General features: G+C 52.2%; 32 protein-coding genes, 1 tRNA gene and 1 rRNA gene. 23 read left to right on the forward strand and 11 right to left on the reverse strand.

The window, feature by feature from the left end; all coding sequences use genetic code 11:
• Positions 1-2 precede the first annotated feature (2 nt).
• From AC1HCZ_RS03490 to AC1HCZ_RS03510, 5 genes are read left to right on the forward strand one after another with little or no spacing between them, the layout of a single operon-like run.
• On the forward strand, positions 3-524 hold the full coding sequence (locus tag AC1HCZ_RS03490; RefSeq protein WP_479462157.1) for a hypothetical protein: 522 nt from the start codon (positions 3-5) through the stop codon (positions 522-524).
• Between the two features lie 35 nt (positions 525-559).
• Positions 560-1342 carry a hypothetical protein gene (locus AC1HCZ_RS03495; RefSeq protein ID WP_479462158.1) on the forward strand — a complete coding sequence of 261 codons (783 nt, stop codon included), beginning with the start codon at positions 560-562 and terminating at the stop codon, positions 1340-1342.
• Positions 1339-1998: a Dph6-related ATP pyrophosphatase gene (locus AC1HCZ_RS03500; protein WP_479462159.1), complete on the forward strand. Its 660-nt coding sequence runs from the start codon at positions 1339-1341 to the stop codon at positions 1996-1998. Before AC1HCZ_RS03495 ends, AC1HCZ_RS03500 begins: the two co-directional genes overlap by 4 nt.
• A gap of 32 nt (positions 1999-2030) precedes the next feature.
• Positions 2031-2636, forward strand: a complete 606-nt coding sequence (gene hxlB / locus AC1HCZ_RS03505) for a 6-phospho-3-hexuloisomerase (protein WP_479462160.1) — start codon at positions 2031-2033, stop codon at positions 2634-2636.
• The gene (locus AC1HCZ_RS03510) at positions 2633-3490 is read left to right on the forward strand and encodes an SPL family radical SAM protein (protein WP_479462161.1); all 858 of its coding nucleotides are present in this window, start codon (positions 2633-2635) and stop codon (positions 3488-3490) included. Before hxlB ends, AC1HCZ_RS03510 begins: the two co-directional genes overlap by 4 nt.
• Here the strand turns inward: AC1HCZ_RS03510 and AC1HCZ_RS03515 are convergent.
• On the reverse strand, positions 3457-3780 hold the full coding sequence (locus tag AC1HCZ_RS03515; RefSeq protein ID WP_479462162.1) for a hypothetical protein: 324 nt from the start codon (positions 3778-3780) through the stop codon (positions 3457-3459). The genes AC1HCZ_RS03510 and AC1HCZ_RS03515 overlap by 34 nt on opposite strands.
• Before the next feature lie 72 nt (positions 3781-3852).
• Here AC1HCZ_RS03515 and AC1HCZ_RS03520 point away from each other — a divergent pair, with 72 nt between their 5' ends.
• The 9 genes from AC1HCZ_RS03520 (at position 3853) to AC1HCZ_RS03560 (ending at position 8490) form a co-directional block, all read left to right on the forward strand.
• Positions 3853-4515, forward strand: a complete 663-nt coding sequence (locus AC1HCZ_RS03520; RefSeq protein WP_479462163.1) for a 16S rRNA methyltransferase — start codon at positions 3853-3855, stop codon at positions 4513-4515.
• On the forward strand, positions 4512-4961 hold the full coding sequence (locus AC1HCZ_RS03525; RefSeq protein ID WP_479462164.1) for a hypothetical protein: 450 nt from the start codon (positions 4512-4514) through the stop codon (positions 4959-4961). The genes AC1HCZ_RS03520 and AC1HCZ_RS03525 overlap by 4 nt, the downstream gene beginning before the upstream one ends.
• A gap of 35 nt (positions 4962-4996) precedes the next feature.
• Positions 4997-5074 (forward strand) — tRNA-Glu (locus AC1HCZ_RS03530).
• 115 nt (positions 5075-5189) lie between these two features.
• Complete coding sequence (locus AC1HCZ_RS03535) at positions 5190-5453, forward strand: 50S ribosomal protein L37ae (protein WP_479462165.1); 264 nt, start codon at positions 5190-5192, stop codon at positions 5451-5453.
• 6 nt (positions 5454-5459) lie between these two features.
• A complete protein-coding gene (locus AC1HCZ_RS03540; protein WP_479462166.1) occupies positions 5460-6002 on the forward strand; it encodes a Brix domain-containing protein in 543 nt (180 codons plus the stop codon).
• A complete protein-coding gene (locus AC1HCZ_RS03545; RefSeq protein WP_479462167.1) occupies positions 5983-6222 on the forward strand; it encodes a KEOPS complex subunit Pcc1 in 240 nt (79 codons plus the stop codon). Before AC1HCZ_RS03540 ends, AC1HCZ_RS03545 begins: the two co-directional genes overlap by 20 nt.
• A 21-nt stretch (positions 6223-6243) precedes the next feature.
• Positions 6244-7008 carry an ATP/GTP-binding protein gene (locus tag AC1HCZ_RS03550; RefSeq protein WP_479462168.1) on the forward strand — a complete coding sequence of 255 codons (765 nt, stop codon included), beginning with the start codon at positions 6244-6246 and terminating at the stop codon, positions 7006-7008.
• Between the two features lie 101 nt (positions 7009-7109).
• Complete coding sequence (locus AC1HCZ_RS03555) at positions 7110-8210, forward strand: hypothetical protein (RefSeq protein WP_479462169.1); 1101 nt, start codon at positions 7110-7112, stop codon at positions 8208-8210.
• Between the two features lie 100 nt (positions 8211-8310).
• On the forward strand, positions 8311-8490 hold the full coding sequence (locus AC1HCZ_RS03560) for a hypothetical protein (protein WP_479462170.1): 180 nt from the start codon (positions 8311-8313) through the stop codon (positions 8488-8490).
• Between the two features lie 20 nt (positions 8491-8510).
• Here the strand turns inward: AC1HCZ_RS03560 and AC1HCZ_RS03565 are convergent, their stop codons facing one another.
• Complete coding sequence (locus tag AC1HCZ_RS03565) at positions 8511-9551, reverse strand: zinc metalloprotease HtpX (protein ID WP_479462171.1); 1041 nt, start codon at positions 9549-9551, stop codon at positions 8511-8513.
• A gap of 79 nt (positions 9552-9630) precedes the next feature.
• Here AC1HCZ_RS03565 and AC1HCZ_RS03570 point away from each other — a divergent pair, with 79 nt between their 5' ends.
• Complete coding sequence (locus AC1HCZ_RS03570; protein WP_479462172.1) at positions 9631-10647, forward strand: MFS transporter; 1017 nt, start codon at positions 9631-9633, stop codon at positions 10645-10647.
• Here the strand turns inward: AC1HCZ_RS03570 and AC1HCZ_RS03575 are convergent.
• The 4 genes from AC1HCZ_RS03575 to fni all read right to left on the reverse strand — a co-directional run bounded on the left by AC1HCZ_RS03575 (position 10631) and on the right by fni (position 15884).
• On the reverse strand, positions 10631-11281 hold the full coding sequence (locus tag AC1HCZ_RS03575; protein WP_479462173.1) for a 4Fe-4S dicluster domain-containing protein: 651 nt from the start codon (positions 11279-11281) through the stop codon (positions 10631-10633). The genes AC1HCZ_RS03570 and AC1HCZ_RS03575 overlap by 17 nt on opposite strands.
• Before the next feature lie 5 nt (positions 11282-11286).
• Positions 11287-13791, reverse strand: a complete 2505-nt coding sequence (locus AC1HCZ_RS03580; protein ID WP_479462174.1) for a molybdopterin-containing oxidoreductase family protein — start codon at positions 13789-13791, stop codon at positions 11287-11289.
• 6 nt (positions 13792-13797) lie between these two features.
• Positions 13798-14736, reverse strand: a complete 939-nt coding sequence (gene nrfD, locus AC1HCZ_RS03585; RefSeq protein WP_479462175.1) for an NrfD/PsrC family molybdoenzyme membrane anchor subunit — start codon at positions 14734-14736, stop codon at positions 13798-13800.
• 62 nt (positions 14737-14798) lie between these two features.
• Positions 14799-15884 carry a type 2 isopentenyl-diphosphate Delta-isomerase gene (gene fni, locus AC1HCZ_RS03590; protein WP_479462193.1) on the reverse strand — a complete coding sequence of 362 codons (1086 nt, stop codon included), beginning with the start codon at positions 15882-15884 and terminating at the stop codon, positions 14799-14801.
• A gap of 68 nt (positions 15885-15952) precedes the next feature.
• Between fni and AC1HCZ_RS03595 the strand changes: the two genes are divergently transcribed.
• Positions 15953-16522 carry an imidazoleglycerol-phosphate dehydratase gene (locus tag AC1HCZ_RS03595; protein WP_479462176.1) on the forward strand — a complete coding sequence of 190 codons (570 nt, stop codon included), beginning with the start codon at positions 15953-15955 and terminating at the stop codon, positions 16520-16522.
• Here the strand turns inward: AC1HCZ_RS03595 and AC1HCZ_RS03600 are convergent.
• Positions 16509-16745, reverse strand: a complete 237-nt coding sequence (locus AC1HCZ_RS03600; RefSeq protein ID WP_479462177.1) for a 4Fe-4S dicluster domain-containing protein — start codon at positions 16743-16745, stop codon at positions 16509-16511. The genes AC1HCZ_RS03595 and AC1HCZ_RS03600 overlap by 14 nt on opposite strands.
• Positions 16746-16907: 162 nt before the next feature.
• Between AC1HCZ_RS03600 and AC1HCZ_RS03605 the strand changes: the two genes are divergently transcribed.
• Genes AC1HCZ_RS03605 through AC1HCZ_RS03615 form a run of 3 tightly spaced genes read left to right on the forward strand, consistent with a single transcriptional unit; the run spans position 16908 to position 18436 of the window.
• Positions 16908-17267, forward strand: a complete 360-nt coding sequence (locus tag AC1HCZ_RS03605) for a prefoldin subunit beta (RefSeq protein ID WP_479462178.1) — start codon at positions 16908-16910, stop codon at positions 17265-17267.
• The gene (locus AC1HCZ_RS03610; RefSeq protein WP_479462179.1) at positions 17242-17532 is read left to right on the forward strand and encodes a hypothetical protein; all 291 of its coding nucleotides are present in this window, start codon (positions 17242-17244) and stop codon (positions 17530-17532) included. Before AC1HCZ_RS03605 ends, AC1HCZ_RS03610 begins: the two co-directional genes overlap by 26 nt.
• Entirely contained in the window at positions 17465-18436 is a 972-nt protein-coding gene (locus AC1HCZ_RS03615; RefSeq protein ID WP_479462180.1) for a DHH family phosphoesterase, read from the forward strand. The genes AC1HCZ_RS03610 and AC1HCZ_RS03615 overlap by 68 nt, the downstream gene beginning before the upstream one ends.
• Before the next feature lie 19 nt (positions 18437-18455).
• On the opposite strand, the gene AC1HCZ_RS03620 is transcribed toward AC1HCZ_RS03615, so the two are convergent.
• Entirely contained in the window at positions 18456-19688 is a 1233-nt protein-coding gene (locus tag AC1HCZ_RS03620) for a glycosyltransferase family 2 protein (protein ID WP_479462181.1), read from the reverse strand.
• A 58-nt stretch (positions 19689-19746) separates the two neighbouring features.
• Between AC1HCZ_RS03620 and AC1HCZ_RS03625 the strand changes: the two genes are divergently transcribed.
• The 3 genes from AC1HCZ_RS03625 to AC1HCZ_RS03635 are packed head-to-tail and all read left to right on the forward strand — an operon-like array spanning position 19747 to position 22272.
• On the forward strand, positions 19747-20388 hold the full coding sequence (locus tag AC1HCZ_RS03625) for a hypothetical protein (RefSeq protein ID WP_479462182.1): 642 nt from the start codon (positions 19747-19749) through the stop codon (positions 20386-20388).
• 29 nt (positions 20389-20417) lie between these two features.
• Positions 20418-21302 carry a tRNA guanosine transglycosylase family protein gene (locus AC1HCZ_RS03630; RefSeq protein WP_479462183.1) on the forward strand — a complete coding sequence of 295 codons (885 nt, stop codon included), beginning with the start codon at positions 20418-20420 and terminating at the stop codon, positions 21300-21302.
• Positions 21280-22272, forward strand: coding sequence for a methyltransferase (locus AC1HCZ_RS03635; RefSeq protein WP_479462184.1), 993 nt, complete (start codon positions 21280-21282; stop codon positions 22270-22272). Before AC1HCZ_RS03630 ends, AC1HCZ_RS03635 begins: the two co-directional genes overlap by 23 nt.
• A gap of 66 nt (positions 22273-22338) precedes the next feature.
• Here AC1HCZ_RS03635 and AC1HCZ_RS03640 read toward each other — a convergent pair whose 3' ends face one another.
• The 3 genes from AC1HCZ_RS03640 to AC1HCZ_RS03650 all read right to left on the reverse strand — a co-directional run bounded on the left by AC1HCZ_RS03640 (position 22339) and on the right by AC1HCZ_RS03650 (position 24101).
• Positions 22339-22797: a hypothetical protein gene (locus AC1HCZ_RS03640; RefSeq protein ID WP_479462185.1), complete on the reverse strand. Its 459-nt coding sequence runs from the start codon at positions 22795-22797 to the stop codon at positions 22339-22341.
• A gap of 243 nt (positions 22798-23040) precedes the next feature.
• On the reverse strand, positions 23041-23307 hold the full coding sequence (locus tag AC1HCZ_RS03645; RefSeq protein ID WP_479462186.1) for a MoaD/ThiS family protein: 267 nt from the start codon (positions 23305-23307) through the stop codon (positions 23041-23043).
• A gap of 38 nt (positions 23308-23345) precedes the next feature.
• A complete protein-coding gene (locus AC1HCZ_RS03650) occupies positions 23346-24101 on the reverse strand; it encodes an FAD-dependent oxidoreductase (RefSeq protein ID WP_479462187.1) in 756 nt (251 codons plus the stop codon).
• Positions 24102-24531: 430 nt separating this feature from the next.
• On the opposite strand from AC1HCZ_RS03650, the gene AC1HCZ_RS03655 reads away from it, so the two are divergent.
• Positions 24532-25267, forward strand: a 16S ribosomal RNA gene (locus AC1HCZ_RS03655); the annotation flags it as partial.

Here is a 25267-nt window from a genome sequence, read left to right on the forward strand (position 1 = left end):
TTATGAGGAACGTAATAGCTTTATTATTCAGCTTAGGACTGCTGTTCGCCGCTCCGTGCAACGACCGAAGCCCGCCCTCTCCGCACGAGGTTGTTGTGGACCACGATATACTCGTAGTGAAGGGCCTCTCCGACCCATGCAACGTCTCGCGGGTGGAGGTAATAGCTGTGAAGGGAAGAACCACTACCACGTTGTTGAAAGCGGAGCCGTCTAAGACCTCTGTAAACCTTCAAGTAACCCTCCCCCCTCCTCCGTTTACTTTGACCATAGCCTATTCGGACGGCGCGGGCAACAACGGAACCTTAAGCTGGACCATCAGCTACTTGCCCTATACGCCCCACACGTTGGAGAAAATGGTTATTACTGGAACTAAAGCTTTAGTCTTAGTAAACCCCCCTCCTGCGAAGCCCGCTTTGCCGAAAGAGTATGGTGACCCAACAATACAAAACGGTGCGTGGTTGCTAGTAGCCGGACTCGCCTTCTTGGTAGGCGTCTTGAAGGCCTTGATTTCGAGAAGCTCATAACTCCGTGGGGAGCTGTGAGAGCCTAGGGCATAGAGGTGTCAGTGGCGCTCGTAGGCTCAAAGCGGCTAAACACGTATCTGGTAGAACTACTGAAGAAAGACGACGACGTCAGGAAGCTATACCTCTGTTGTATGGACTATAAGGACGTCGGCCAATCCGTCAACGAAAAGGTAATCATAGTTGGTGAGGAAGAGGTTTTCAAACTAGGGGCGGAGGTAGTGGTCGAGGACGTAGGAGCCGAAAAAGCGCTCGACGTAGTAAGGAACTCGCTGAGAAACTGTTCTCACGTGGTAGTGGTTAGCGCCGCGATCTTCTCTGAAAGAAGAGTAATAGAGGAAGTAGAGGCGCTGAGCGGGGAATGCAAGAAGTACGCAGTGGTGCCCTTCGGGGCCTTGCCCGCTATGGACGCCTTGGAGGCTCTCTCCCTAGACTCGCTTAAGGACGTGTCCATATGGATTAGGAGGAGTCCCGATCAGTTGAGCAACATACTGCGGGAAGCCGGCTTGGAGCCGGAGGGCCTAAACTTGCCAGTTACTGTTTACGAAGGATCTGCACTTAGAGAACTAATTAAAGTTAAAGAGGACATTAACACATTAATGGCAGCCGTCCTGGCAAGTAAAGTAGATCCAAGTACTAAGATTATTGCAGACAATATGGTGTCGGGGTCAGAGTACAAACTTAGGATTTCTTCGGAGGTCGCAGAGATAGAGGTGAAAGCGCGTTATAAAGTCGTAAGCAAGATAAGTGAAATAATGGTCTATTCGGTATACAGAGCTGTTAAGAGACTGTTGAAGGGTTGGGGGGTAGTCGTTCTTTGAAAGTCGCTGCTCTGGCCTCTGGGGGCAAAGACAGCAACTACGTCTTGCACTGGGCAGCTCTTCACGGCTTCGAGGTTTGTTGCCTCCTCACACTTAAGCCCCCAGAGGACTCGGAGCTCCTCCAGTTCATTGCGGTAGAGGCGGTGGGGCTTCAAGCGAAAGCGGTGGGCGTCGAGTGGATATTTGCTGAAGGCGACGACGACGCGATAAGGGACTTGATGGTCGCTGCCAAGGAACGGGGCGCCAAGTACTTGGTCTCAGGAGCATTGCTCTCAGACTACCAGAGACAGAGGTTGGGTTACTTCGCCAAGGAAGTCGGTCTAGTTCCCGTTAACCCCATCTGGAGAATTAATCAAGAAGAATACATGAGGATGTTGGTAAGGCAAGGTTTCGAGTTTATCTTAGTCAGGGTGGCAGCAGAAGGACTGGGACCGGAGTTCTTAGGGAAGGTCTTAACAGCCGAGGATGTGGAGGAGATAATAAGGCGCGCGAGGAAGTATGGTTTCAATCCGGCCTTCGAGGGCGGCGAGGCAGAGACCCTCGTGCTAAAAGCCCCTTTATATAAAAAGAGAATATACGTGGAGGGCGAGGTGGTTAGGAGAGGTCCCTATGACTGGATATATGTAATTAGGAGAGCCGAATTGAGAGATCTATAAAAACACTCTCTCGGAGCTCTGCGAGGGAGCGAGTGAAGTACTTACTCGATACTATGAGGGAAATGGCCACGTTTATATACTTCGCCAGCAAGATGTTGAAGGAGCACCAAGTAGAAGAGTTCGCCAACTTACTAGTCAAAGTCTATAACACTGCGGAGAGTAAGGTACTAGTTATGGGAGCCGGCCGGAGCGGCTTGGTTGCCAGGGCTTTCGCTATGAGGTTAATGCACCTAGGTTATAACGCTTACGTATTGGGAGATACCATAGTTCCTAGTGTAAGAGAGGGCGACGTGGCGATAGCTATCTCAGGCTCCGGGAGCACGAAGCTCGTACTGGCCGCTGCTGAGGCGGCCAAACAAGTAGGAGCTACGGTCGTAGTGCTCACTAGTTACCCCAATTCTCCGCTTGGAAAGCTGGCAGACATCGTCGTGGAAATACCGGGCAGGACGAAGCTGTCGAAGTCCCAAGACTACTTCTCCCGTCAAATCCTTGGCCAACACGAGCCCCTCGCGCCCCTCGGAACGCTCTTCGAGATAACCGTCCAAGCCTTCTTGGACAGCTTGGTAGTAGAACTCATGAACAGGTTGGGTAAGAGTGAAGAAGACTTAAGAATGCAGCACGCCAACGTAGAGCTGTGAGGTTCGAAGTACTTAGGGAGTTCGACCCGTGGAACGGACCATTGTGCACGTGTCCTAGGAAATACAGCCTCCAGCCTTACACCGGGTGTCCGTTCTCTTGTCTCTATTGTTATGCGACCTCGTACATTGGGAAGAAGTTCTATCCCAAAAAGAACTTCTTAGAAAGGTTAGAGCGGGACTTAAGAAAGGCGAATAACTCAAAGATAGTGAACATGTCCACTTCCAGTGACCCCTACCCTCCTATAGAGGAGAAGCTGGGGTTGACCAGAGGAGCGCTAGAACTGCTCAGAAAGTATGGATACAAAGTCCTCATAACCACAAAGGGCGTGCTCTTCGAGAGGGACGTCGACTTAATCGATGGAATAGGTGCAATAATGGTTACGATTACTACCTTAGACGAGAGGTTGGCCAGAATTATGGAGCCCGGCGCACCATCACCTTCGGAAAGGGTTGAAGCAATCAAGAAGGTCTCGGGCAAGGTTCCGGTAGGGGTTAGAATAGACCCTATAATCCCCGGAGTTAACGACTCTGAAGACGAAATAAAGGATATGTTGAAGTTATTGAGAAGTGTAGGCATAAAACACGTAACCACATCGACCTACAAAGCAAAGCCGGACAATTTGAGGAGGATGACAAAAATTTTCCCACATTTGAAAGAGCTCTATAAGAGGGGAGTTAAGGTCGGGGGGTACTCATACTTGCCAGAGGCCTTAAGGCGAGAGTTGTTGAGGCCCGTGGTGGAGGAGGCTAAGAGGTTAGGCATGAGCTACGCCTTCTGTAGGGAGGGGTTTCCCTTCGAGGCGCAATCCTGTGACGGCTCTCACTTGATACCCAACAAACACTCGCCCTCGTAGTTGCAGGGGCACGAGGAGCAAGACTTCTTTTTGGGACAGTCACTCGGTATGAACACGCCTTCTTCTAGCATCTCGAGTACGCGTTCTACTACCTCCACGCCGAGCTTTCCGGCCCTCACCAAGCACTTTTGGACGGCGTCCAGCCGGGCAAGCCCTTCCCTAAACAAAGAGCATTCCCTCCACCTTTTGGTGTGGAGGCCTAAGATGTCCGGGTACGTCTTCCCGTCCACTAAGCACAAGTACAACAACTTGTTGATCCTCTTGGCGAAGGGGCAGTGGTCGCCGTTCATGTCGAGTTCACCTTAACCCCCGGGACCGTAGGGCCCTCGGGGTAAGGCATTAAGAGAGTTCTACATCTGATAATGGCCTATTCTGCCCTCGAGCTAGTGCCTAGAGAAATAGCTGGGCACCCGGAAGTTAGGAAGTACGCCGAAAGGAGGAACAAGCCTCCTACCAAAGTCATCTTGGACAAGAGCTATCATTACCACGCAATGGCTAAATTAAAAGATAAAGAGAACAGAGGGAGACCGGACATAGTTTTCATGTTCTTGGCGGCAGCTTTGTCTTCGCCCCTGAACGTGCGGAGGATGTTGAGGGTTTACGTACATACCAGAGACGACTTGGTAATATTTGTAAATCCGAAGATGAAGCCCATTAGGAGTTACGAGAGGTTCCTAGGTATAATGGAACAACTCTTCGAAGAGGGGCGAGTTCCTCCGGACAGCGAAGAGCCTATGTTGGAAATAAAGAATATGAATCTCAAATATTTAGTGAAGAGGATTATAGGGAGCGATGGGATAATTTTAATGGATCCCAAGGCGTCGTTGGTAAGCCCGAAAAAGGTGGCTGGGGAGGCCGAGGGCCTCCCAGTAGTCGTCGGGGGCTTCCCTCGAGGAGACTTCGGTTTAGACGCTTATAAGCTGGCCAGGAAGAGGTATTACATTTTCCCCACAGTCCTCGACCACTGGTTGGTGGCGGATCGGATTATAGCCTCCTTCGAGGAGTTGGCGGGGGTATATCGATGAACCCCATCGAAGCGATGATATTTATATTATTGTTTGTAATATCAATGGTAGTTGGTTACTTAGACTTCTCGACGTTCGGGGGCTCGACAAACTTCTTAAACCCGGCTGCAGCCTTCGCTACGGTAGTAGCCTTTATATTAATAGTTATCTACGATAAAAACTACGGAAGGTTATACAAGTCTGCAACGAGAGTCAGCGTATTGGTCGCTGTCGTGTTGGACGCTATGAGAATAATCAGCTTGGTAGGGGGCTTAATAGTACCGAGGACCTTGAAGCTGTCCCTAGCTTGGTTGGGCCTTCTCTGGGTGGAAGATAAGAGCATAAGCTTGTTCGCAACCAGGCCAGAAGTGATAGGTCCTGAGCCCTTCGTGGCCAAGGCTTTGGCCCTCGATCCCGTTCCTTTAATAATACTCGGCTACTACATCATCTTTAAAAAGAAAGCTTGAAAGCTTATAAGTAGGTCAAGTTCCGTATGCCCGGGGCCGCCGTAGTATAGCCCGGCCAAGTATGCGGGCCTTTCAAGCCCGTGACCCGGGTTCAAATCCCGGCGGCGGCACCACGCGCTCCCCCCACCTCTCCCCGGAGGTCCGGTCAGAACCCCGACTAAGGCCTGGGGCCCACAAGAGCGTCGAGATGCTTTAAATCTCCCTCAGAGCGGGGGCGGGGGGAAAGCTATGGGCAAGAGGACCAAAGTTGTAGGCATAGCCGGCCGTTTCGGCGCGAGGTATGGTTCTACTCTGAGAAAACAGTGGAAACAAGTGATGGAGGCCCGTTATGCTCCCCACACTTGTCCGTACTGCGGAATAAAGGGCTATGTGAAGAGGCTCGCGGTCGGGCTCTGGAAGTGCGAGAAGTGTGGCAGAGTGTTCGCCGGGGCGGCATATGTGCCGGTCTCTGGCCTAAACAAGGCTTGGGGGGCTAAGCCGGAGAGGAGGTAAGCGTTTTTGAAAATCTTAATAACAACTGCATATTCACCCTCTCCTAGGACCAGGACCTTCGTCAAGGACTTGGTATCCGTCCTTCCGGGTTCGTTCAAGCTTAGTAGGGGAAAGCTTTCGATGGAGCTGTTGGGAGCAATAGCGGCCGAGGAGGAAGCCAATAGAGTAATAATAGTCAAGGAACATCACGGAAACCCGTCCTCCTTAGAGGTCTATGAGGTCGTAGATGCAGAGCTGATACCCAGAGGAACGATAAGGCTCAAGGGGGTGACTCTCTCCTCAGAGAGGGGCAAGAGGGTTTACAACGTGAGAAGGGTCGGCATTAGAGCTTATTCTCTTATTCCGGAAATATTCGAGGTGGCCAAGAAGCTTTCGGATCTATTGGGATTACCGCTGATAGAGAAGGAAGAGGACGCGGGCGACTACGACTTAATAGTGGACATCGAACCCTACGAGACGGGCTTCGAGGTCCTCTTCAGGACGCCGGGCTCGCGTGCCCCGGTAGGCCCCTCTCTAAGGGTGAGGGGAGTTGTGGAAGGGGAGAGCTGAGGTAGAGCTCAAAGGGCCTTGTTCCAGAGCCGTCTTGAGGGCTTTGAAGAGGGAGGTCCTAGACCCACCCTCCGAGAAGAGGGTTAAGGTCTACGCGCTCGGTAACAAAGTAGTAATAGAGGCTGAAGATTTGAGGGCGCTCAGGGCCACGCTAAACTCGTTCCTCTACTGGATCCACGCGGCGTGTGAGAGCCTCTCCCAGCTCTTAACTCTTCCTTAAGGACTGGTCCGGAGGAGAGCCATGTTCGTGGTGTTCGCCGGAACCGCCGGGTCGGGCAAGAGCAGTCTGGTCGCTTCCTTCAGTGACTGGATAAGGGAGGAAGTTGGATTGAAGATCTCGATAGCCAATTTAGACCCTGGCGCAGAGGTCCTCCCGTACGTACCGGACTTCGACGTGCGCCAGCTATTTACAATTAAAGAGATAATGCAGAAGTACGGACTGGGACCCAACGGCGCCTTTTTGAAAGCGGCTGAGTTGCTAGGTCACTACTCCAAGGAAATAATTAAGCATAAGGTATTTAGGGGGTTCTCCGACTACGTCTTGATAGATACACCAGGACAATTGGAGATGTTCTTGTTCAGGCCGGAGGGTACACAATTTTTAAAGCGGTTGGAGAGGTTGAGGCCCGTATTAATTATATACATAGTTGACGGCTCGCTGGCCTCCCATCCGGAGGACTTGTTGATAAGCTATATGTTGAGCTTAATGCTCCAAGCAAAGTCAGAGCTCCAAGTAGTTACGGTGATAAACAAGGTCGACCTTCTAAGCAACAAAGACGTAGAAATCATTAGCCTCCTTATAGAGAACCCGGAGGAGTTCGCCCGCTCGATCGCGAACAAAGTGGGCGGGGTGGCCGGCGATATGATAATAGATTTGATAAAGGTAGTTGAGATGTACTCCCCTCCGGAGAGGGCCATACTTGTGTCGGCGAAGACCAAAGAAGGGTTGAAGGAGCTGTACGATATCGTCCACGAAGTTTATTGCAGCTGCGGAGACCTAACTTGAGGCGTCACCAGCCTTTGGCCCTTCGTCATCCCTCAGCTCCTGCGTGGTCGCTCATCCGCCCTCCGATTAATCTCTGACACGCGCACTAGATAGAGGTTCGGGTGGGGGTCACGCCTTTTGTAAAAGTTACCGACGAATTAATAGATTACCTAAAGATGAGGTGGTTGGGTTTCGAGGGAGAGGGCGAGTTCACCCGCTACTGGAACGGCGAGCCCATAATATTCGACGGGGAGCTAGAGGCGTGGCTCAAGAAGTTTCCGTGGGCGAGGACGGTCTATGCGAGCGCAGACTTGTACAAGGGTAAGGAGAAATACGCTTCAGACTTGGTGTTAAAGGTTAGGCCAGATTCATGGGAGATAGTATATAAGACACTCCGCAAGCACGGGACTTCCCCGTGGTTCCTAAGCAACGCATCGGAAGTTTATGTTTTAATTAGTAGAAAGTGCTTTGAAGGTCTCAAGATGACCACCCCTTCCTACTTGGCCCGCAAGGTGGCGGAGGAGGCGGGACTGGAGACCTTCTACGAGGTCATAACGATCGAGAGGTTTCCTCCCGCGCCCTACACGCGCTCGCCTTCCGGTCCCTTCTTCCCTTTACGTAGGCCAAACGAGGAAGCGATAGACTTTTGTGAAGGAAGTCTGGAGGAGTTCGTTAGGAGATGTGAGAGGGAAGTCCCTCAGAAGTTCGAACACCCCGGGCGGTTCCCGGTGATGGCCCTTCTCCAAGCCGTTAGGTATTACTTGATTATGGGCAATTTAATGAAGGCCTTGAGTTTTGGGTTAAACCGGGCTATATTCTACGCCTGGTTGAAGTACTACTACAACCCGAGGTCTATGAGAAAGCCCCCTGGTTACGACGAGAAGGTCTTGAAGAAGATAGAGAAACTTCAGCCCCTAAGGCCCCTAAAGGACAAGGCTCCAGTATGCGGTCAATGGTTCTGTATGGGAGACAAGACTCAAAGGCCAGAGGACTTCTACAAGCAAGTGTGGAGGCGCTTCGAAAGCTCTGGGCTCCCCTTCGAGATAGCTTGGGACAGATCTCTGGAGTACGTCTCGAGCTTCCCCTACTCGGTCCTCGTCAATCCAAATTCATTCTTCAAGTTTGTATACGAGCCGGTGAGGGACGACTTTTCGCGGGTAGTAGAGCATAAAGTGCGTCGTCACAAGACCCTCTCGGAGTTCTTCGGGAGAGGGGCCCGATGAGGACGGTAGAGCGGTCGCCGAGCTTTGGGTGAGGTAACTCCCATGGACCGAGGAAAGGGTTTTATGATAATCCGGCCGTCCTAGAGGATGGTTGAAAACAGTGAGGAAGAAGGGCATCACGTTACAAGACGTCCTTACCATAGCTATGATATTATGGCTAAGCTTTAGTATATTGGCATTGATAATAGACATATACTTGGCGTTACACAATATAAGTATGGGGAACTATAATATAACAATACCTTTAAAAATAGGGATAACGTTGCCGCTGGGAGCTTAGGTTTTGAGCTATATTTTGAGCTATATAGTGTCCAGGAACTTCAACCTTTTGGGTATAGGCGGGTGACTCATGAACAGCTCAACTATAGGGTTCGTCTTCTCTCTCTTTAGCCTCTCCACTATGCTGTCTATGTCGTAAAACGGCTCGGCGAAAGCGTATATAAACAGCATTTTTGCGGGCGAGTCAACGAAGCGGGCAACTTCCTCTTTGAGGACCGGGTCGTTCTTCAAGTTTTCGAACGCCAAGTATATCCTGGCCAAAGCTCTCTGCATGTTTCTCTTCCCACCGACCTTTGCGCCGTGCACGTCCGCGTAGTATTCCCTCAACCTGTTGAACTGAAGCAAGACGAAGTTGAGAACGATACCTATCGCCAGAAGTGCCATTCCTACTAACATAAGCGCGCTGCCGTTATTCCTCTCGTCCCTATTCGTGATGCCCGAGAAGAACCCCCAGTCTACTAATACCCTACCGAGGTAGTAGATAAGCATGGGCGCCAGCGAGAGCGCCAATATGAGCCAGACGTCCCCGTGGCGGTGGTGCCCCAGCTCGTGGCCTATGACTGCTTTAAGTTCTTCCTCAGTTGCTACGTTCAGCATCCCTCTCGTGATAGCAACATACTTGCCTGTAAGAAAATTACCATACGCAAAGGCGTTGGGGAGGTTCACGTCGGCTACGAAGACCTTTGGTGGCTTCTTGAACCCCGCTTTAGCCGCTAGCTCCCTTACTATTTCCACTAACCTCGGGCTAACCTCCTCTGCGGGCTTAACGTGATACATTACATTTATTAAAAACGGCGCTATCAACCACTGTACCAGCGCGACCGCGGTAACGAAAATCGCAAAGCCCCACAGCGTCGCATTGAAGCCGATTGTACTAGCAATTAGGTTATAGCCGGAGTAGAGCAGCGCGACATAAGCTAAGAGAGTTATTCCCATGAACAGCTTCAATCCCCTTTCGCCCTTAGGGACTTTGTTGATCATTGGGGATAGCCCTACCATTATTGCCAGCACTAGTGCAGTTAACAAAGGTTCTATGAAGAAGGATGGCCCCCACAAGAACATTGCCTTGGTATACCCCGTGCGGAGGAACGTGACATTCGGGGAATTAAAGTTTACTCGCATTGCATGGCGGTGAGGTGAAGTGATAGAATATCTCTTCGGCCTCGTCAGTATGCTTGCTGACTTCGTCTACGAGGGCGGACGTTCCGCTATACCAGCAGAGATTAGGAACCTCGAGGAGCTCGGAGTAATTTCGGGAACCTCCGAAGGTTTGGGCTACGCATTAAGGGCCTTAAGCGGTGTGATGGCCGACAAGCTCGGAGCACATTACTTGTTCATGTTCCTGGGCTACTCCCTAGTAGCGGCTTACCCAATAGCTGCGTTGTGGCCCTCGCTGGTCAGCTTCTTAGCGGCTGTCGTTGTGGAAAGGGTTGGAAAGGCGATAAGGTCACCAGCCCGCGACGCTTTGGTTGCGAGCAACGTCGACGACCCGGGGAAGGCGTTCGCCATAATAGAGGTAATGGATCAAGTGGGGGCAGTGGCCGGCCCTCTGACGCTCTTCGCGCTCTCCTCTTATTTTGGGCTGAAGAAGTCTATGCTAGCATTCTTCATTCCGTACACAATAATGATATTTATATTGTTGAAGCTGAGGAACTTGCGGGCCGTACCTAAGAAGAAGAGAGAAGTTGTGTGGAAGGCGAGCTCTGCGGTGGCTTTTAGCTTCCTTATAGGAGCTTCTTTCGTGCAACCCTTGCTCTCAGTCGCTTCCGCGCCTCAGCCCATCTTGGGGTACGCGTTCGTGATGTTAATAGACGCAATAGCGAGCTTATTCATGGGTAAGTTGTTTAGGAAGATCGCCTACTTAGCTCCCTTGTTCGCCTTGTCGTCTATAAGCTTGAAGGACTGGCGTTTCTTGCCCTTAGCGGGACTGGCGATAGCTTACACTGAAGTTGTAGTCAGAGCGATAATAGCTGAGGCAGGAGGGGAGGGGAAGCTCTACGGACTGGCCTACGCAGCTCTGGGTTTGGGTTATCTGGTCGGAGGTTTGATTATGCCATCCTTAAATTTGATAGAACTGGCAGTCTATTCCTTCGCGCTTTCGAGCGCGGCGTTATTCTTCTTACCAAAAAGGGAAGGGACGCTCATTCCAAAATTATGACGCGCTCGCCCTCTTCTAGTTTTTCCTTCGGTATTTTGCTCACGAAGGCCGGGTCGTCCAAGTCACCGAAGGTGCGCGCTCCGGTAGGACAAGTCTCCACGCAAGCCGGCAACAACCCCTTACTTATGCGGTGGTTGCAGAGGGTGCACTTATCTACAGCTCTACTGTATACGTCTACGCTCCTGGCCGCGTGGGGACAAGCGACTATGCACGCACCGCACAGAATACACTTGTTCTTGTCTACCACAACGATTCCATCCCGCGTGACTTGGGTGGCCCCAGTGGGGCAAACGTGTGCACAGGGGGCGTCTTCACAGTGCCTACATATTCTATGCCAGAACTCCGTCCTGACTCTGGGGAATTCGCCCCACTCCAGTCTTATTACGCTAGTTCTCGTCATAAATAACTTTCCTAGGACTTCTTCTGGACTTTCTCCGTTCTCAACCCTCTTTATTGCCTCTTCTAGCGGAGTTCCTTCGTAGTTGCGCAATTTGATTACTTTAGACAAAAGCTTACCTATAGCGCCCGGTTCGGGCACCTTACCCCCTTTGTATTGGTTCTCCATTACGCATGCAGCAGTACAAGCTCCGCAACCTACACATTTTTTGAGATCTATTATCATAGCGGGTTTCATAGTTCTCACCTCTTCACCTTTACTATAACATCAGATAGCAAATGGGTTCCCGTGACTGGATCTATTAGAAGAGGTTCTTGGAGTACGTTAAACTTTAAGTCCTTATACCGTCCGAACGTTAGTTTTACTTCAAAACCGTAATTCGGCGGGACGTAGATGGCTTCTGGGACTATGCCTTCTGTTAACCTCACGGGACCCTTAATACACTCCTCGCCCGCACAGACCTCAATTATTTCGCCGTCGTCTATCCCCAGCATCTTACCTCTAGACTTGTTTATCCATATCTTCTTGGGATCGTCGACGATCCACGACAACAACGGGTTGGATTGCAACCATGTGTAACTCATGTTCTTCTCTTTTCCAGTCAAGAGCACGAACTCATCGGAGGCCAGAGCTCTCCTCATCCATATTGGTGGCACCCACGTGGGTAATGGATGCCACTCTGGCTTCAGTTCGCCTTTCCTTGACTTTATTAGTTTTAATAGCTTAATTGGTAATATTTCCACTTTACCGCTGGCTGTATTCAGCCAGCCGTTTTCTAAGATATTCTTATTCATCTCTAGGCCCCAAGACTCATCGGTTAGATATACTATTCCTTTGTTCTTTATGTCGGAGAAGTTTATTCCTTGCTTTTCACACTGTTTACTTATTATTTCTTCGAAGTTTCCTTTTTCGAAAATCTCCTTTATGTTGCAGTTAGGGCAGAGTACGCTTTCGAGCTTGTTTAGGTATTTATCGAGGAGGCCAAGCCCTTTGAATATGTCAGCCCATATAGTTAACATGTCTTTACATCTCGTTTTCACTGCTGGAAAGCCAGCCATGAACCCTTTAGCCAAGCTAAAGGGGATCCCGCTGAGTAAATTGTACCTCTCCAAGTAGCCGCACTCTGGTACGAACAAGTCACTATAGAGTACCGTATCATCCTTTATTAGCCCTATGTCTATTATTTTCTCTACATTGGGGTGTTTCGCAACCTTTTGGAAGGTTTGACCAACGAACGTCCTTGCGGGATTACTGCCCAACACGATAATTACTACTCCTTTGTTTTCTTCAACGAACTTAAGCAGACCGTGGTACCCCCTTCCCCACGGTATGAGCGGGCCTCTAGTTACGGTGCCGTCGCTGAGTGATATCGGAGTTTCGCTCTCGTACGCGTATAACTTGGAAGGCTTCTCCTTCACAGGGGGGCCGGCTACTGGAGGCGCTGCCCTCTGTAGTACCTTCCCTATCCCGCCCATACTGAGCACTACCCCTCCGGGCCTCAAGAAGTTGCCAGTGACTATTGAGAGAACGGCGGCCGCTCTGTACAGCTGGAAGTGATTGAAGAACTTGTTAGCACTCCACCCTGTCTCTATGGACGCTGGTTTGGTCAAGGCGAACTCGGCAGCAAGTCTTTCTATAGTTTCCTTGGGAACTCCGCTGACCTTCTCTGCCCACTCAGGAGTGTAGTCCTTGAGGTGTTCCTTTAGTGCGTTGAAAACTGTGGTGACAAGTTCACCTTCCAGCTCACCCTCGTAAGTCAGAGAAGGTAGCTTCGCGTCCCTAGAGAACTTGAAGGAGTTCGAGGCCTCGTCGAACACTAAGAAATCTATCGCTTCAAACTCTTTCAACACGTTCTTGACCACAATATTCTTTGTCTTTGCTGGTTCTAACGTGTCTTTGTGAATTAGCATCGCTGCATTGGTGTACTTCCTTAGGTAAGTCTCGTCGTATAATCCTTCGTTTAATATTATATTAAGCATCGCCAAAAAGACCGCTAGGTCGGTACCTGGCTTCACCGGTACCCATTCGTCTGCTTTTGCTGCCCACTCGCTCAGCCTTGGATCCATAACTACTAACTTGTAATTCCCTAACTTAGCTCCTGCCTTACTTGTCTGACCTACGGCGACTGAACCGCCTAGGTTCCTTCCAAAAGAGAGGAAGTACTTGGTCCTTTCATAGTCTGGGAGCAAAAAGGCGTGGTGACCCGGAGCCCCAGAGAATCCCCAAGAGAGTAGCTTTGAGCCAACACACGTGGAGAGTGGAACGTTAATTACGTTGTCAGTACCTATTGTGGGGGCTATGGCCATATTTATGGGGTCGTTGTATGCTGCACCGGCGGCTTGACCTACTACTAATATCACCTTCCACGGTGCCCCTTCCTCAATTTTTTCTCTTATTATGCTGGCTATTTCGGTAATAGCCTCGTTGTAGTCTATCTCTTCGAAGTCCCACCTTCCCCTCTCAGAACCGCGCCTTCTGAGGGGAGTCCTCAACGCGTCGGGGTTAGCGAGCTGCAGTGGCCCAGAGTTCCCTCTAGGGCACACGTGTCCTTTGTTGTGGTACACAGCGTAGGGATTACCGTAAACCCTTACTGCCTTTCCACCCTTGACTTCTACTAGTATACTGCACGATGCCGTACACATGCGGCATATGTTCGGCACTAGTACGGTTCCCGAAGCTCTCTCCTTTTCCAGTCCTTCTAGCGGTACATTGAACAGACCTGACGATAATTTTGCTAGGAACTTCATGATCTATCACCCATAAATTAAGATTTTCAGTAGAATCAAGGCCGTCCATATCAAAAAAGCAGCAATAGTTACCATAACCTCTGCTCGTTCAACGAAGGTAGCTTCTTGGGAGAAGACATAAGAGTAAGGCGCCAGCCTCAGCCGCAACCTTTGTGGCCATTCTGCCGATAGGACCTTGTTAACGAACAATCCCGCAAGGGCTAACGCGGCCCCGAGTGGGGGGCTTGTGATTGACGTTAAGGCTGCTAGAGCCAAGACGACGTAGTAGGGGACTACACGTTTAAGCGACACTTCTAGCCTTTCGAAATACTTCACGAAGTACAACTCCCAGAAGTCGAGAATTAATAAAGATATCACGGATACCAATATAATATCCGGCCTCATTAACCATATTCCCATTGCGAGGAACGCAGCTGCTACGAACTCAGCGGCTTTAGCAGGGCCTTGCCACCCGGGCACTTTGCTGGTGCCGAAGGCCATGCCAAGGTTAGTTTCTAGTAATATCGCCGAGGTCAATGTTATGAGTGCGGTACTCGGGGAGGGGGAGAATAATGTCCACAACGTCGATAGTGCTATGAGGGTGTAGAAAACTACATTCCAAGCTATTCTAGACGTGGGGTTAAAGTTTATAATTATGTTAACCGCCCTTTCCGGCGCCCCTAGGTCGGCTATTACCAATGCAACTGTGGGTACCAAAGTGACCAAGGCTAGAAAAGCCAGTGGTTGAGGGTCCGTGGCCACGAGACCTAGTCCCGCGAGCCCTGCGGCGATGGCTGCCCCTGCAGTTAACGTTGCGAAGAACGAATACGCCGGGACTAAGAATTTCCAAGCAATCTTCGATCGGTCTACCATACTTTCCTCGTTAGTTAACAACTCGTTCCAATATTTCACAAACGTAGCGACGCCGATGCTTGCCAGAACCAAAAAGCCTAGGATGGTAATCAATCCTTGGGCCCATTTAGTTTTCTGACTGGTAGATAATTAAATTTTTCCTCCCGGTCAGTCAGTTAGCGTGCTTTTAACCAGTCGTCGTATATTCCCCTTTCTAATGCCCACTCCTTTAAAGGTCCCAGTACGATTGCCCTACCTTTTATATACTCAGGGGCTGGGCTTCCAGTTAAGAATAGGCCTATTTTTATCGATAACATCATCGATTTAAGAAACTTTTTCAACTCTTCCTTTCCCTCATATGCTCTCTTGAGCGCTGGGAGGGCCACCCCCACAACGTCCGCCCCGAGGGCTAACGACTTCACTGCGTGCACACCGTTTCTTATGCCGCCAGAAGCTATCACTAAGGCGTCTGGCGCGGCAGCCCTAGTCTCCATTATAGAGGCAGCTGTCGGAATCCCCCAAGAGGACATCCAATCGGCCACCGTTGCTAACGCTTCGTCGCCCTTCTCCCTAGCTCGGTACATCTCCACTCTTATCCAACTGGTCCCCCCGGAACCGGAGACGTCGAAGGCCTTTATTCCAAGCTCTCGAAGGGCCTTCACGCTATCGTAGTCTAGCCCAGCCCCCGTTTCCTTTATAATTATTGGTTTCTCGACCTTGTCTACAAGCTCGGAGAGTTTGGTTAACAACCCTTTGTAGTCTGCATCGCCTTCGGGTTGGAACGCTTCTTGGGCAGCGTTCAAGTGGATGGCTATGGCGTCAGCATCAATCATGTCTATAGCTTTCTTTATCTCGTTTAGACCGTAACCCTTGAGTAGTTGCGGCGCACCCAAGTTCGCTATCAACAAAGCGTTGGGGGCTCTTTCCCGGGTTACCCTGAAGGTCCACTCCAGCTCGGGCCTCTCTACTGCCGCCCTCTGGCTTCCTACTCCCATGCCCAGCCCTAACTCTTCTACTACCTCAGCGATGGTCGCGTTTATCTTGGCGGCGTGTTCATTACCACCAGTCATGCCGGTCACTATGAGCGGCGCGCTCAACGTTTTACCAAATATCTTTATCTCAGTAATTACTTCGTCCAAGTTGAGTTCTGGGACTGCCCGGTGAGGAACTTTGACGAAGTCCAGCCACGTGTCTCCGGCTTCGACGTCCTCGAGGAGAGTTATACGCAAATGGTCAAGCTTTCTGTTCGACGTTTCCAACATTTCATCAGCCCGCCGCTTACACAAAACGCTCCGTTTTACTACTTGTTTCGGCTCTGGGGGTTCAGGCCGTGGAGAGGAAAACCAACGAGACAGTAGTTAAAGTGGAAAGATGTGATCGAGTTAGTGTAGACGTGGGCGTCCCCTTTTTCCGCCATATGCTCGAAACCTTCCTAAAACACTCCGGGCTCAACGCGTGTATAAGCGCCCTCGATCTCCAAGGTTTCGACGATCATCATCTGGTCGAAGATGTGGCTATTGTCTTAGGAAGGTTCTTGAGGGAGGAGTTCGTCAAAAGGATGAAAGAAGGTACGCTCAAGAGGTTTACATGGTCTTTGGTCCCCATGGATGAGGCATTGGTGAGGTGCGTCCTTGACATATCTGGAAGAGGGGGGTTCTACGGCAATGTGGAGTTTAAGCGGGAGGAAATAGGTGGTCTTGCATTAGAGAACGTGGAGCACTTCTTCGAGACGCTCGCCCGGGAGGCGCGAGTTACGTTACACCTAGATCTCCTTAAAGGTAAGAATGACCACCATAAGGTAGAGGCGTTGTTTAAGGCGTTCGCCAAATGTGTTTCTGAAGCTTTAGGATATGTCGGTGGCCTCAGCACTAAAGGGGTGATAGAGATTAACCGGTCTTAACCTTCGCCTCGGCCTTCTCGACCCTTATGCTGTCGGTGGGGCAGTTCTCCACACACGCCATACAGCCGATACACGCTTCCTCTCTAACAACCTCACTCACGAGCCTAAAGTACTCGCCCTCCTTAATCATCTTTATTTCAAAAACGTCGGTTGGGCAGATTTGGGCGCAAACGCTGCACCCTATGCAAGTTTCTTTTTTGACGCTAACCCTGAACGCAGTCAACCTTGAATACCCCCTGGTTACACGCTACGGGGCTTATAGTTATTGGCAGTTAGGGGATGAGGTGGCCGATTTGAGCGCTCGATGGATGACGAATGTGGGACCTCGCCGACCCGTACCTTATTTTAATATATCGTCCCGGCGCGCGCGCGAGGGAGAGTCGGGATGAGCCTGAACGCTCAGGCACAGAAACTCTTGGCCCAGTATCAACAACAGCAAGAGGTCTACCAGAGCTTGGTTCAACAGAGAGTGTTGCTGGAGACCGAGTTGAAGGAACTTAAGAAAGTTTTGGAGGAACTCGAGAAGCTACCGGCCGACGCGGAACTTTACAAGAACGTAGGCCACGTCCTCTACAAAGCAAAGAAGGATGACTTGGTTAAGGAGATAAAGGACAAAATAGATCTAATAGAAGTAAAGCTCACCGGTTTGAAAAAGCAAGAAGAGTTAGTCAAGAGCGAGTTGGAAAAGCTTCGTCAACAGCTTCAGAAGGTGTTGAGCGGTGGAGGGCTGGCAGGAGGAGGTTGAAAGGGTAGTAGAAGCCCTCCTTAAGGCTTCGGAACGCGTCGAAGAGGAGGTAAAGAAGAAGTTAGGCGAGAGGGCCCAAGACCTAGACTTAGAGATAGTCGTATACGTAGATGAGGAAAAGAAGGTGGATGCCAGCTTGGAAGTCAAGGGCTTGAGGTCGAAGTACTCCTACGAGGAGGTGGTGGAGGAGGCTCTCGATGCGGGACTGCAAGAGCTTGGGAGGAGACTTACTAGCGAAGGGCAGAGAGATCTTAAAGAGGCTTGAAGCCGAAAGGGCGGCGGTCGTCGTCCACAGACACGCTGACCCGGATGCAGTTGCTTCCGCGGCCTTCTTCTGGCGCGCGGGCGCGACCCCTTACGCCCCCGGGGGCCTCTCTTCTTTGGGTAAAAGGGTCGCGGAGCTCGTCGGTATGGAGTTCCGCGGAGGTCCCGTGGAGGAGGAATGGATGATAATAGTGGATACCGCTTCGAGCGCCCAGTTGCCTGGTATCGACTTAACCAAGGAGTACTGCAGAGTAGATCATCACACTAGAGGAGACTTAAAGCCGTGCCTAGTGGACCCGGGGGCCAGCTCCACCTCCGAGATAGTGAGCCTCCTCGCTCGGGAGGTGGGAGCGGAACTGGACGAGAGGACTGCTGAAGCATTGATGTTGGGAATATACATAGACAGTAAAGGGTTCAAGTTTTCGAGGCCCCAGACGTTCACGGCGATGGAGTATTTGAGCGAGTTTGCGAAGTTGGGTAACGCCCTTAAGATACTCCCTTCTGAAAAGGATGAAGATTTAGGAACCCGGATGGCTAAGATAAAGGCTTGCGAGAGGCTCACCTATAGAAAGGTAAAGGACTACATAATTGTTATAACTAGGGTAGGGGCTAACGAGGGAGCAGTGTTGAGAACCTTAACCCAGTGCGTGGGCGCGGACGCGGCTTTCGTTGTGAGGGAAGGGAAGGAAGAGTTGCGCGTCTACGCCCGCGCGTCCCCTAGGCTAACGAAGCTTGGCATAGACTTGGCCGAGTTCTTGTCGGAACTAGCCGAGGAGTTCGGAGGAAAGGGCGGAGGCCATCCGGGGGCAGCGGGGACTATCTTGCCGGCCTCGGTCAACTATGAAACACTCGTAAACAAGATATTTGGTCGCTTGAGCAGGAGGATAGTGAAGGCGCTCCGATGATGTCAGAATCCGGGGCCGATCAGTGACGACGTCGCTCTTCGCTGAGGACCCTTAAGATTACATATAGGGAGGCTATGAAGTACTGAAGCGTCAGAGGCAGAGAAACCGGGTTTAGCAAAGCTATTAGTGGTGCACCCAGTAACACTACCTCGCTGGCTATACCCTTTCCCAAACCTTTCTTTCTCCCTTTGGGGGTTACTTTCCAAAGTTCCTTCATCCTAAACAAAGCTTTTATTTGTGACTTCAACAAGGTTATTGACATAGAAAGGCCCGCGGCAGTCGTCCGGCCCGCGTCGGCGAGGCTAACGCTAATTCGCCATTTCTTTGCAGCCTTGAAGGCGTAAAGTGCCTCGGTGGAGACGGCAAAGTAGTAGAGGAGCAAAGACGACGGCGAGAGCCCGGCGGGGGAGGCCAAGAGGGCCAGCAGCGGTAGCCACGTTGAGGCGTGGCGAGTTAGGTAGAAGAACGTCTCCGGGTGTCTAGCCACCGCTTTAGCGTGCCCCATTATTGCTTGGACGGCTCCGTACGCCCACCTCGACTGTTGCCTTTTTAGGGAGGCGTAATCCTTCGGGGCCTCCACCAAGACGAACGAGGGTATGACGTTAGCTCTGACGTTAACTTCTAAAGCTCTTAGGGCTAGATCTATGTCCTCGGTTAGGGAGTTCTCGTCCCACCCGCCGAGCTCCTCTAAAAGCTCTTTTTCTATTAAGACGCCTGAACCCGGGGGAACGACGGGAAAGCCCAGTCTCGCCCTCCCATATATAAGGGCCACCGAGGCCAGCGTAGTCACGTTAGCTAACGCGTCGCCCCACCTGGTTCCGGCAGAGTAACCTTTCCAGAGACTGGCTGCGTAGGGCGACTTGAGGAGGGAAAAACCGTCTTCAGGGAAGGAGTCTGCGTCAAAGACCATGATGTAGGCAGTCCGTGTGATCTTCAAGGCCTCGTTTAGCGCACGTGCCTTTCCCTTTTCCGCCCCGGTGATAACTTCTACCTCGAGGGGCAGTTCCTTCCTCACTTCATCATAACTATCGGGGTCGGTGATAACAATTACTTGATCCGGCCTCAACCTCTCAATGATTCTCTCTATCGAATTGCGGAGCATTTGAGGGTCTTCCTTGTATGCGGGCACGTGAATGGCCAACGACGGGAACTCGAATACTTTCTCCTTCGGAGGCTTCAAGGAAGCTCTGTAATAGATGGCTCCGAGGAAGTGGTAGACGCTCGCAACGACCAGCAGCGCGTCCGCCAGCAAAGGCCCCATCCTTCTCAGAAGACCTTATTTTTGATTATACTCTTTCGGCGGTGGGGGTTTGAGGTCCGTGAAGATCATAGCCTTGCTCTTGACGTCGTTGTCATTAACGCTGGCTTCTCCGGTGACGTCGCTCGCTAACCTAACTAACGCGTTGAGCTACCTCGCAGCCCGCCCGTTGCCTCTGTTGAGCGCAGCCGCCGTGGCCCACTCGAACGTGAGCTACGTTAAGGGAGTACTGGAAGTCGCAGAGGTCAAACTGGAGAAGTGTCTGAACGAGTTTTCTAACCTTTCGAGGAAGCTGGATTCCGAGATACACTCGATGCTAGTCTCTCCCTTCGAAGCCCTCGAGACGCTAGGAAAGCTTTACTCCTACTACGATTGTGTAGTCGCGTGGACGAGGGAGTTAGAAAAGGTGGTAAGTTCTATGCCAGCGAATTGTAAATGCTCCGGGAACGAAACCGTTTTGATTGCAAGGCTCGCCGGCGCGAAGAGCGTATCGGAAGTCCTACAAGCGCTTCGGGCCTTCAACGGCACCGATGTGAACCGCGCGGTGAGCTGTTACGTGTGCGAGGGCCTCGCCAAGGCTAGGGTTGAGTTAATTAATCAGATTAACGGACTCGAGGCAGAGTTAGAGCAGATGAACGGGACCCTCGCGATGTTCCAAAACCTCTTGAAAGAGTATGTCGAAAGTTTAAAGTGATCCCTCCTAGTAGTATTTCCGAGATGTTGTTGGTATACGGCCATCCGAGCACGCAGTTGTTAAAGCTGTGGGAGAAGTTCGACGTGAAGGCAATAATGTTGAATGCCTTTCAGCTAAGCAAGTCAAAGAAAGTGATGAACGTGTTAGAATCTGGGAAAACTTTAAGGGAAGTGATGGGGATACCGGACGAAATAGAGATATGGGTAGACTCGGGGGGTTATCAAGCTCTCCGGAAGGGCGTGGTCTTGAATCCCGACAACGTCGTCAAGTGGTACAATACTATAAAACCTGATTACTGCATCGCACTCGACTCGCCCGTAGCTCCTAACGATAAAAACGCCCGAAAGAAGGTAGAGCGTAACGTTGACGTAGCGAAGTACATGGCGGAGCGGGTGGGATGTTCGCTCCTCCCGGTCTATCACCCCGTGCCTCCGGAGCTGTTGGAGAGGTACGCTGAGGGGTACTCGGAGGTGGGCGAGAGGGTAGCGGTGGGAGGTTTGATACCTAGGATACTCACAGTTAAGAACGCCTCGCGCAAGGAAGGATGGGAATTCTTGAAGGTAATGAGGTTGGTGGAGGACAGGTGGCTTCACGCTTTGGGCTTGGGCTCGGCCTTATTAATACCCAAGCTCAGCTCCTTGGGCTACCAGAGCGCGGACACCCAGACTTGGAGGCACAAGGCGGCTTACGGCAAGATAATGTTGCCCGGAAGGGGCGAGAGACACATAACTGATAGAAAGGTCAACTTCGGAAGGAAAAAGATAGAGGACGAGGAACTTGCGGAGGCCCTCAGTATAGCTCGCACCTTGGGCTTCACTTGGGAGGAACTGAGAAAAGACTTTACGAAGAGGGCAATTTTCAATGCCTATGTGCTCCACTTGGTGAGCGCGGGTGCGGGCGGTCTTCACCACTAACCCCGGGTTAGAGGACGTAGCGGCGGCCGAGCTGAGGTCTTGGGGACTCGAGGTCTTGGGTACATCGAAGGGTCGAGTGGAAGCCACCTTCCAAGACTTGGGGGAGCTCGTCTGGAGGCTTGAGCGCTCAAAGAGCGTGCACAAGGGCTACGTGCTGTTGTTCGAGGGGAGGCTGGAGGAGCTAGAGCTGGAAGGGATAGAAGCCTTCGTCACTCCGTGGACCCCATTCGCAGTAAGGGCCGAAAGGGTGGGTGAAGGACCGAGCTCCCCGGAGTTAGCCGCTGAGGTGGGCAAACGCGTCATAGAGAGGGTAGAGAGGGTGTTCGGGAAGAGGCCGGAGGTCAACTTGGACTATCCGGGCGTGGTGGTGAGGGCTGAGTGGTACTTCGGTCGGGTTCGGGTGGGCGTCGAGGTATCGGGGGAGGAGAGTTTGCACAGGAGGTACTATAGAGTCGAGGAACACATGGCCTCCCTCAAGCCCACCATAGCCTACGCTATGCTGTTCTTGGGAGGGGCGAAGGGCTCTGAGAGGCTCGTGGACCCCATGTGCGGCTCCGGAACTATACCCATCGAGGGCGCTTTGAACTTCGCCGTCCCAGAGATAATGTGTTTTGACATGAATCCGAAATATGTGAAGAAGGCCATAATAAATTCCGAAGTAGCTAGGGTAAGGAAATTCATAGCGTTCGGAGTCCACGACGCTACTAAGATTCACGAGGTTTTGGACTGGGCGGACTTGATAGTCACCAACCCTCCCTACGGCGTTCGGATGGGGAGCCCGAAGAAGGTAATCGAGTTGTATAAGGGGTTCCTAGAGTCCGCGGCGAGGGTGCTTCGCGGAAAGCTGGTTATGGTTACGCCGCTAGGAGAGGCGCGAGAGATAGCCGAGGAGAGCGGCCTCGAGCTGGTGGAGGAAAGGGACGTGTATCACGGCGACTTGTGGGTGAAACTCCTAGTGTTCAAGGCGTGAGGGGTCCTCGCCCGCAGGGAAGCTCCTCACCTCTCAGCTAGGCGTTGGGTCGTCATACCCCTTTTCCTAGGCGAGCACCTCCCCCAACTCTTGACACTTCCCGTGGAATTTGCAGAGGAATAAGTTGTCTTCCCACACTTTCGTCTCTCTTGCGAACTTCTCCAACTCCTTCCTCTTCTTGACTATATTAGTTTCTAACCGGTCGCTACAGCCGTTGTAGCTGAACGCGCCGCTCTCCAGCGCCCTCTGGAGCAGCTTCTTGCCGAGCCTTCCGGGTGCGGTTATTTCCAAGTAATAGAGGGCGCCCTTGGTCGAGTGGCCCGCCGTCAGCCACCTCCAAATCCTTTCGGCCACCGCCACGCCCTCGTAGTTTGGAGACCTAACTATGTAGACCCTCTTAGTTCCGGGGAACAGTTCAAATATTATGTCGTCTATGTATTTCATATTTTCCTTTGCGAAACCATCGCTCATCTTTATGTAAACCGAGGCTCGGACCTTCCCCTTAGTTTTCGAGAACTGTACCATACCGTTCGCACCTTCGGGGCTATCTAGAAACTCCCCTACGGAGACGGCCGCCCCTCCTAGGGCGCAAGTTTTAAGCTCTCGGTAGTACGCCCGCTCCCCGAGTAAAGATGGGAGCCGAGGGTCCACAAGCCCTTTTTTAAAAACGAAGCGGGCGAGGTAATGTACCCGCTCGGTCCGCCTCATCGCACCCAGCTCTCCGAACGGATACTCCTTCGTGACCCTTATTTCTTTTCTGTATCCTTCTTAACCCCCTGCGGCTGGTGGGAATATTGCTACCTCGATTTCATCTCCTTCTAGAGAATTTAAGTATTTCCACTCCCTCCCGTTCACGAGAACCTTCAGCTCCAAGCCAAATTTCTTGGATTGTTCATTTTCATCCTTCAATTTTGGGTACCTTCTGAACAGTACTTCAATCAATTCTTTAGGGGAAGAACAAGTGCACTCGAAGTAGTCTTCTTTCTTGCCCACTTCCTCGCGGAGGAACGCGAAAAACTGGACTTTTACCTTCATGGGACGTCTGGCCCCGCGTTAACAAGAGTACGAAGTTATCACGTTAGCGCTTTGGTGAGGAGTACTAGCGCCTCGCGGGGATCTAAGGTCTTAGATATAGCGCCCTCGAACGATGCAAAAGCCAAGGCGGAAGGCTCTACGTCACCCTCATTGAGCTCCCCGAGCTTAACTATTTTGCCATCCTTTTCTTCGACCTCGAGGTAGGCCTCTACGAGGTCTCTGGTCTTGGGCGCCTCTATTTCCATCAAAGCTTCGTAATTAAGTTTCAAAGCAGCCTCTCGGCCATACGGGAGCCTCCTGCTGAGCGCCCTAACGGGTACGAATAGGCCCTTAACCCTCCCTACGTGAACTAGAAACGTATCGTACGAAAAAGTCATCCTCGCGAGAAGTTTAAACGCCTTGTCACCGAAGTAGTGGAACGTCCCCCACAAGACCTTTACGGTCTCGATTTGAGGACGGGTCTCTGGACACTCGCGCATCAAGCCATACTTATTCCGAAGGAGTTTCTTCAATTGGCCGTAGTTGAGGTCAGAATGAAAATAAGCCAAGGCGCTAGCCGCCACAGTGGCGCTCCTTCCACAGCCGCCCTTGTCGCACACGCACACTCTGAAGCCCTCCTCTACCAAGTCTATAGCGACGGTCGTCGCGCCCACTAAGTTTCCGAAAGGCTCTATCGAGAAGCTCTCTACAGGAAGGCATATGGTCCCTTCTTTACAGAAACTTTCGTCTAGGACTATCTTAGCTTTGCACTTAGCGTCCCTCAAAAGTCTAGCGCAGCTCCCGTACTTCAGCAAGCCTTGTGCCCACGCATCGTTCTCTATGTAAAGTTAATAAGCCCGTCAGGGAAGCGGAAGAGTTCTTCATTGGAAATCAGTCCGGGATTCGCTCTTCATCCGGGTCTCCACGAAGGGCGTGTTCCTCACCTCTCGGTTGGGTGGCTCCCGTTCATCCCCAGACAACGTCTCCACAGAAAACTTTATTACCCCTACCCCGCGCTAGGGGAACACGGAGGGCCGCCCCGGGACGGGGAGAACCGGGGACGGCCCGGGAGAAAGCTCAAAAACCCCGGGCTCCCGGGGAAGACCCGGGAGCTACGGGGCGATCACGGGAAGAGTGGGGTCCAGGCAGAGGCCCGGACCGACAGGGGCCCACTCGGAGCCGGGCGACCCGCCCGCCAAAACCCGGGTCCCCGGCCTCCCGCCCCCGCCGGCCCTTGCGGCCGCGACTCCGGTTGATCCTGCCGGACCCGACCGCTATCGGGGTAAGGCTAAGCCATGGGAGTCGAACGCCCGCCGCTGCGGGCGTGGCGGACGGCTGAGTAACACGTGGCTAACCTACCCTCGGGAGGGGGATAACACCGGGAAACTGGTGCTAATCCCCCATAGGGGCGGAGGCCTGGAAGGGTTCCGCCCCGAAAGGGGCTCGGGGGGAACGCCCCGAGTCCGCCCGAGGATGGGGCCGCGCCCCATCAGGTAGTTGGCGGGGTAATGGCCCGCCAAGCCGAAGACGGGTAGGGGCCGTGGGAGCGGGAGCCCCCAGATGGGCACTGAGACAAGGGCCCAGGCCCTACGGGGCGCACCAGGCGCGAGAACTCCGCAATGCGGGCAACCGTGACGGGGTTACCCCGAGTGCCCCCTCTCCGGGGGCTTTTCCCCGCTGTAAACAGGCGGGGGTAATAAGCGGGGGGCAAGTCTGGTGTCAGCAGCCGCGGTAATACCAGCCCCGCGAGTGGTCGGGACGATTATTGGGCCTAAAGCGCCCGTAGCCGGCCTGGTGGCCCCCCTCCTAAAGCCCCGGGCTCAACCCGGGGACTGGAGGGGGTAGCGCCAGGCTAGGGGGCGGGAGAGGCCGAGGGTACTCCCGGGGTAGGGGCGAAATCCGATAATCCCGGGAGGACCGCCAGTGGCGAAGGCGCTCGGCTGGAACGCGCCCGACGGTGAGGGGCGAAAGCCGGGGGAGC

The organism is Ignicoccus sp. (genome assembly GCF_056435145.1).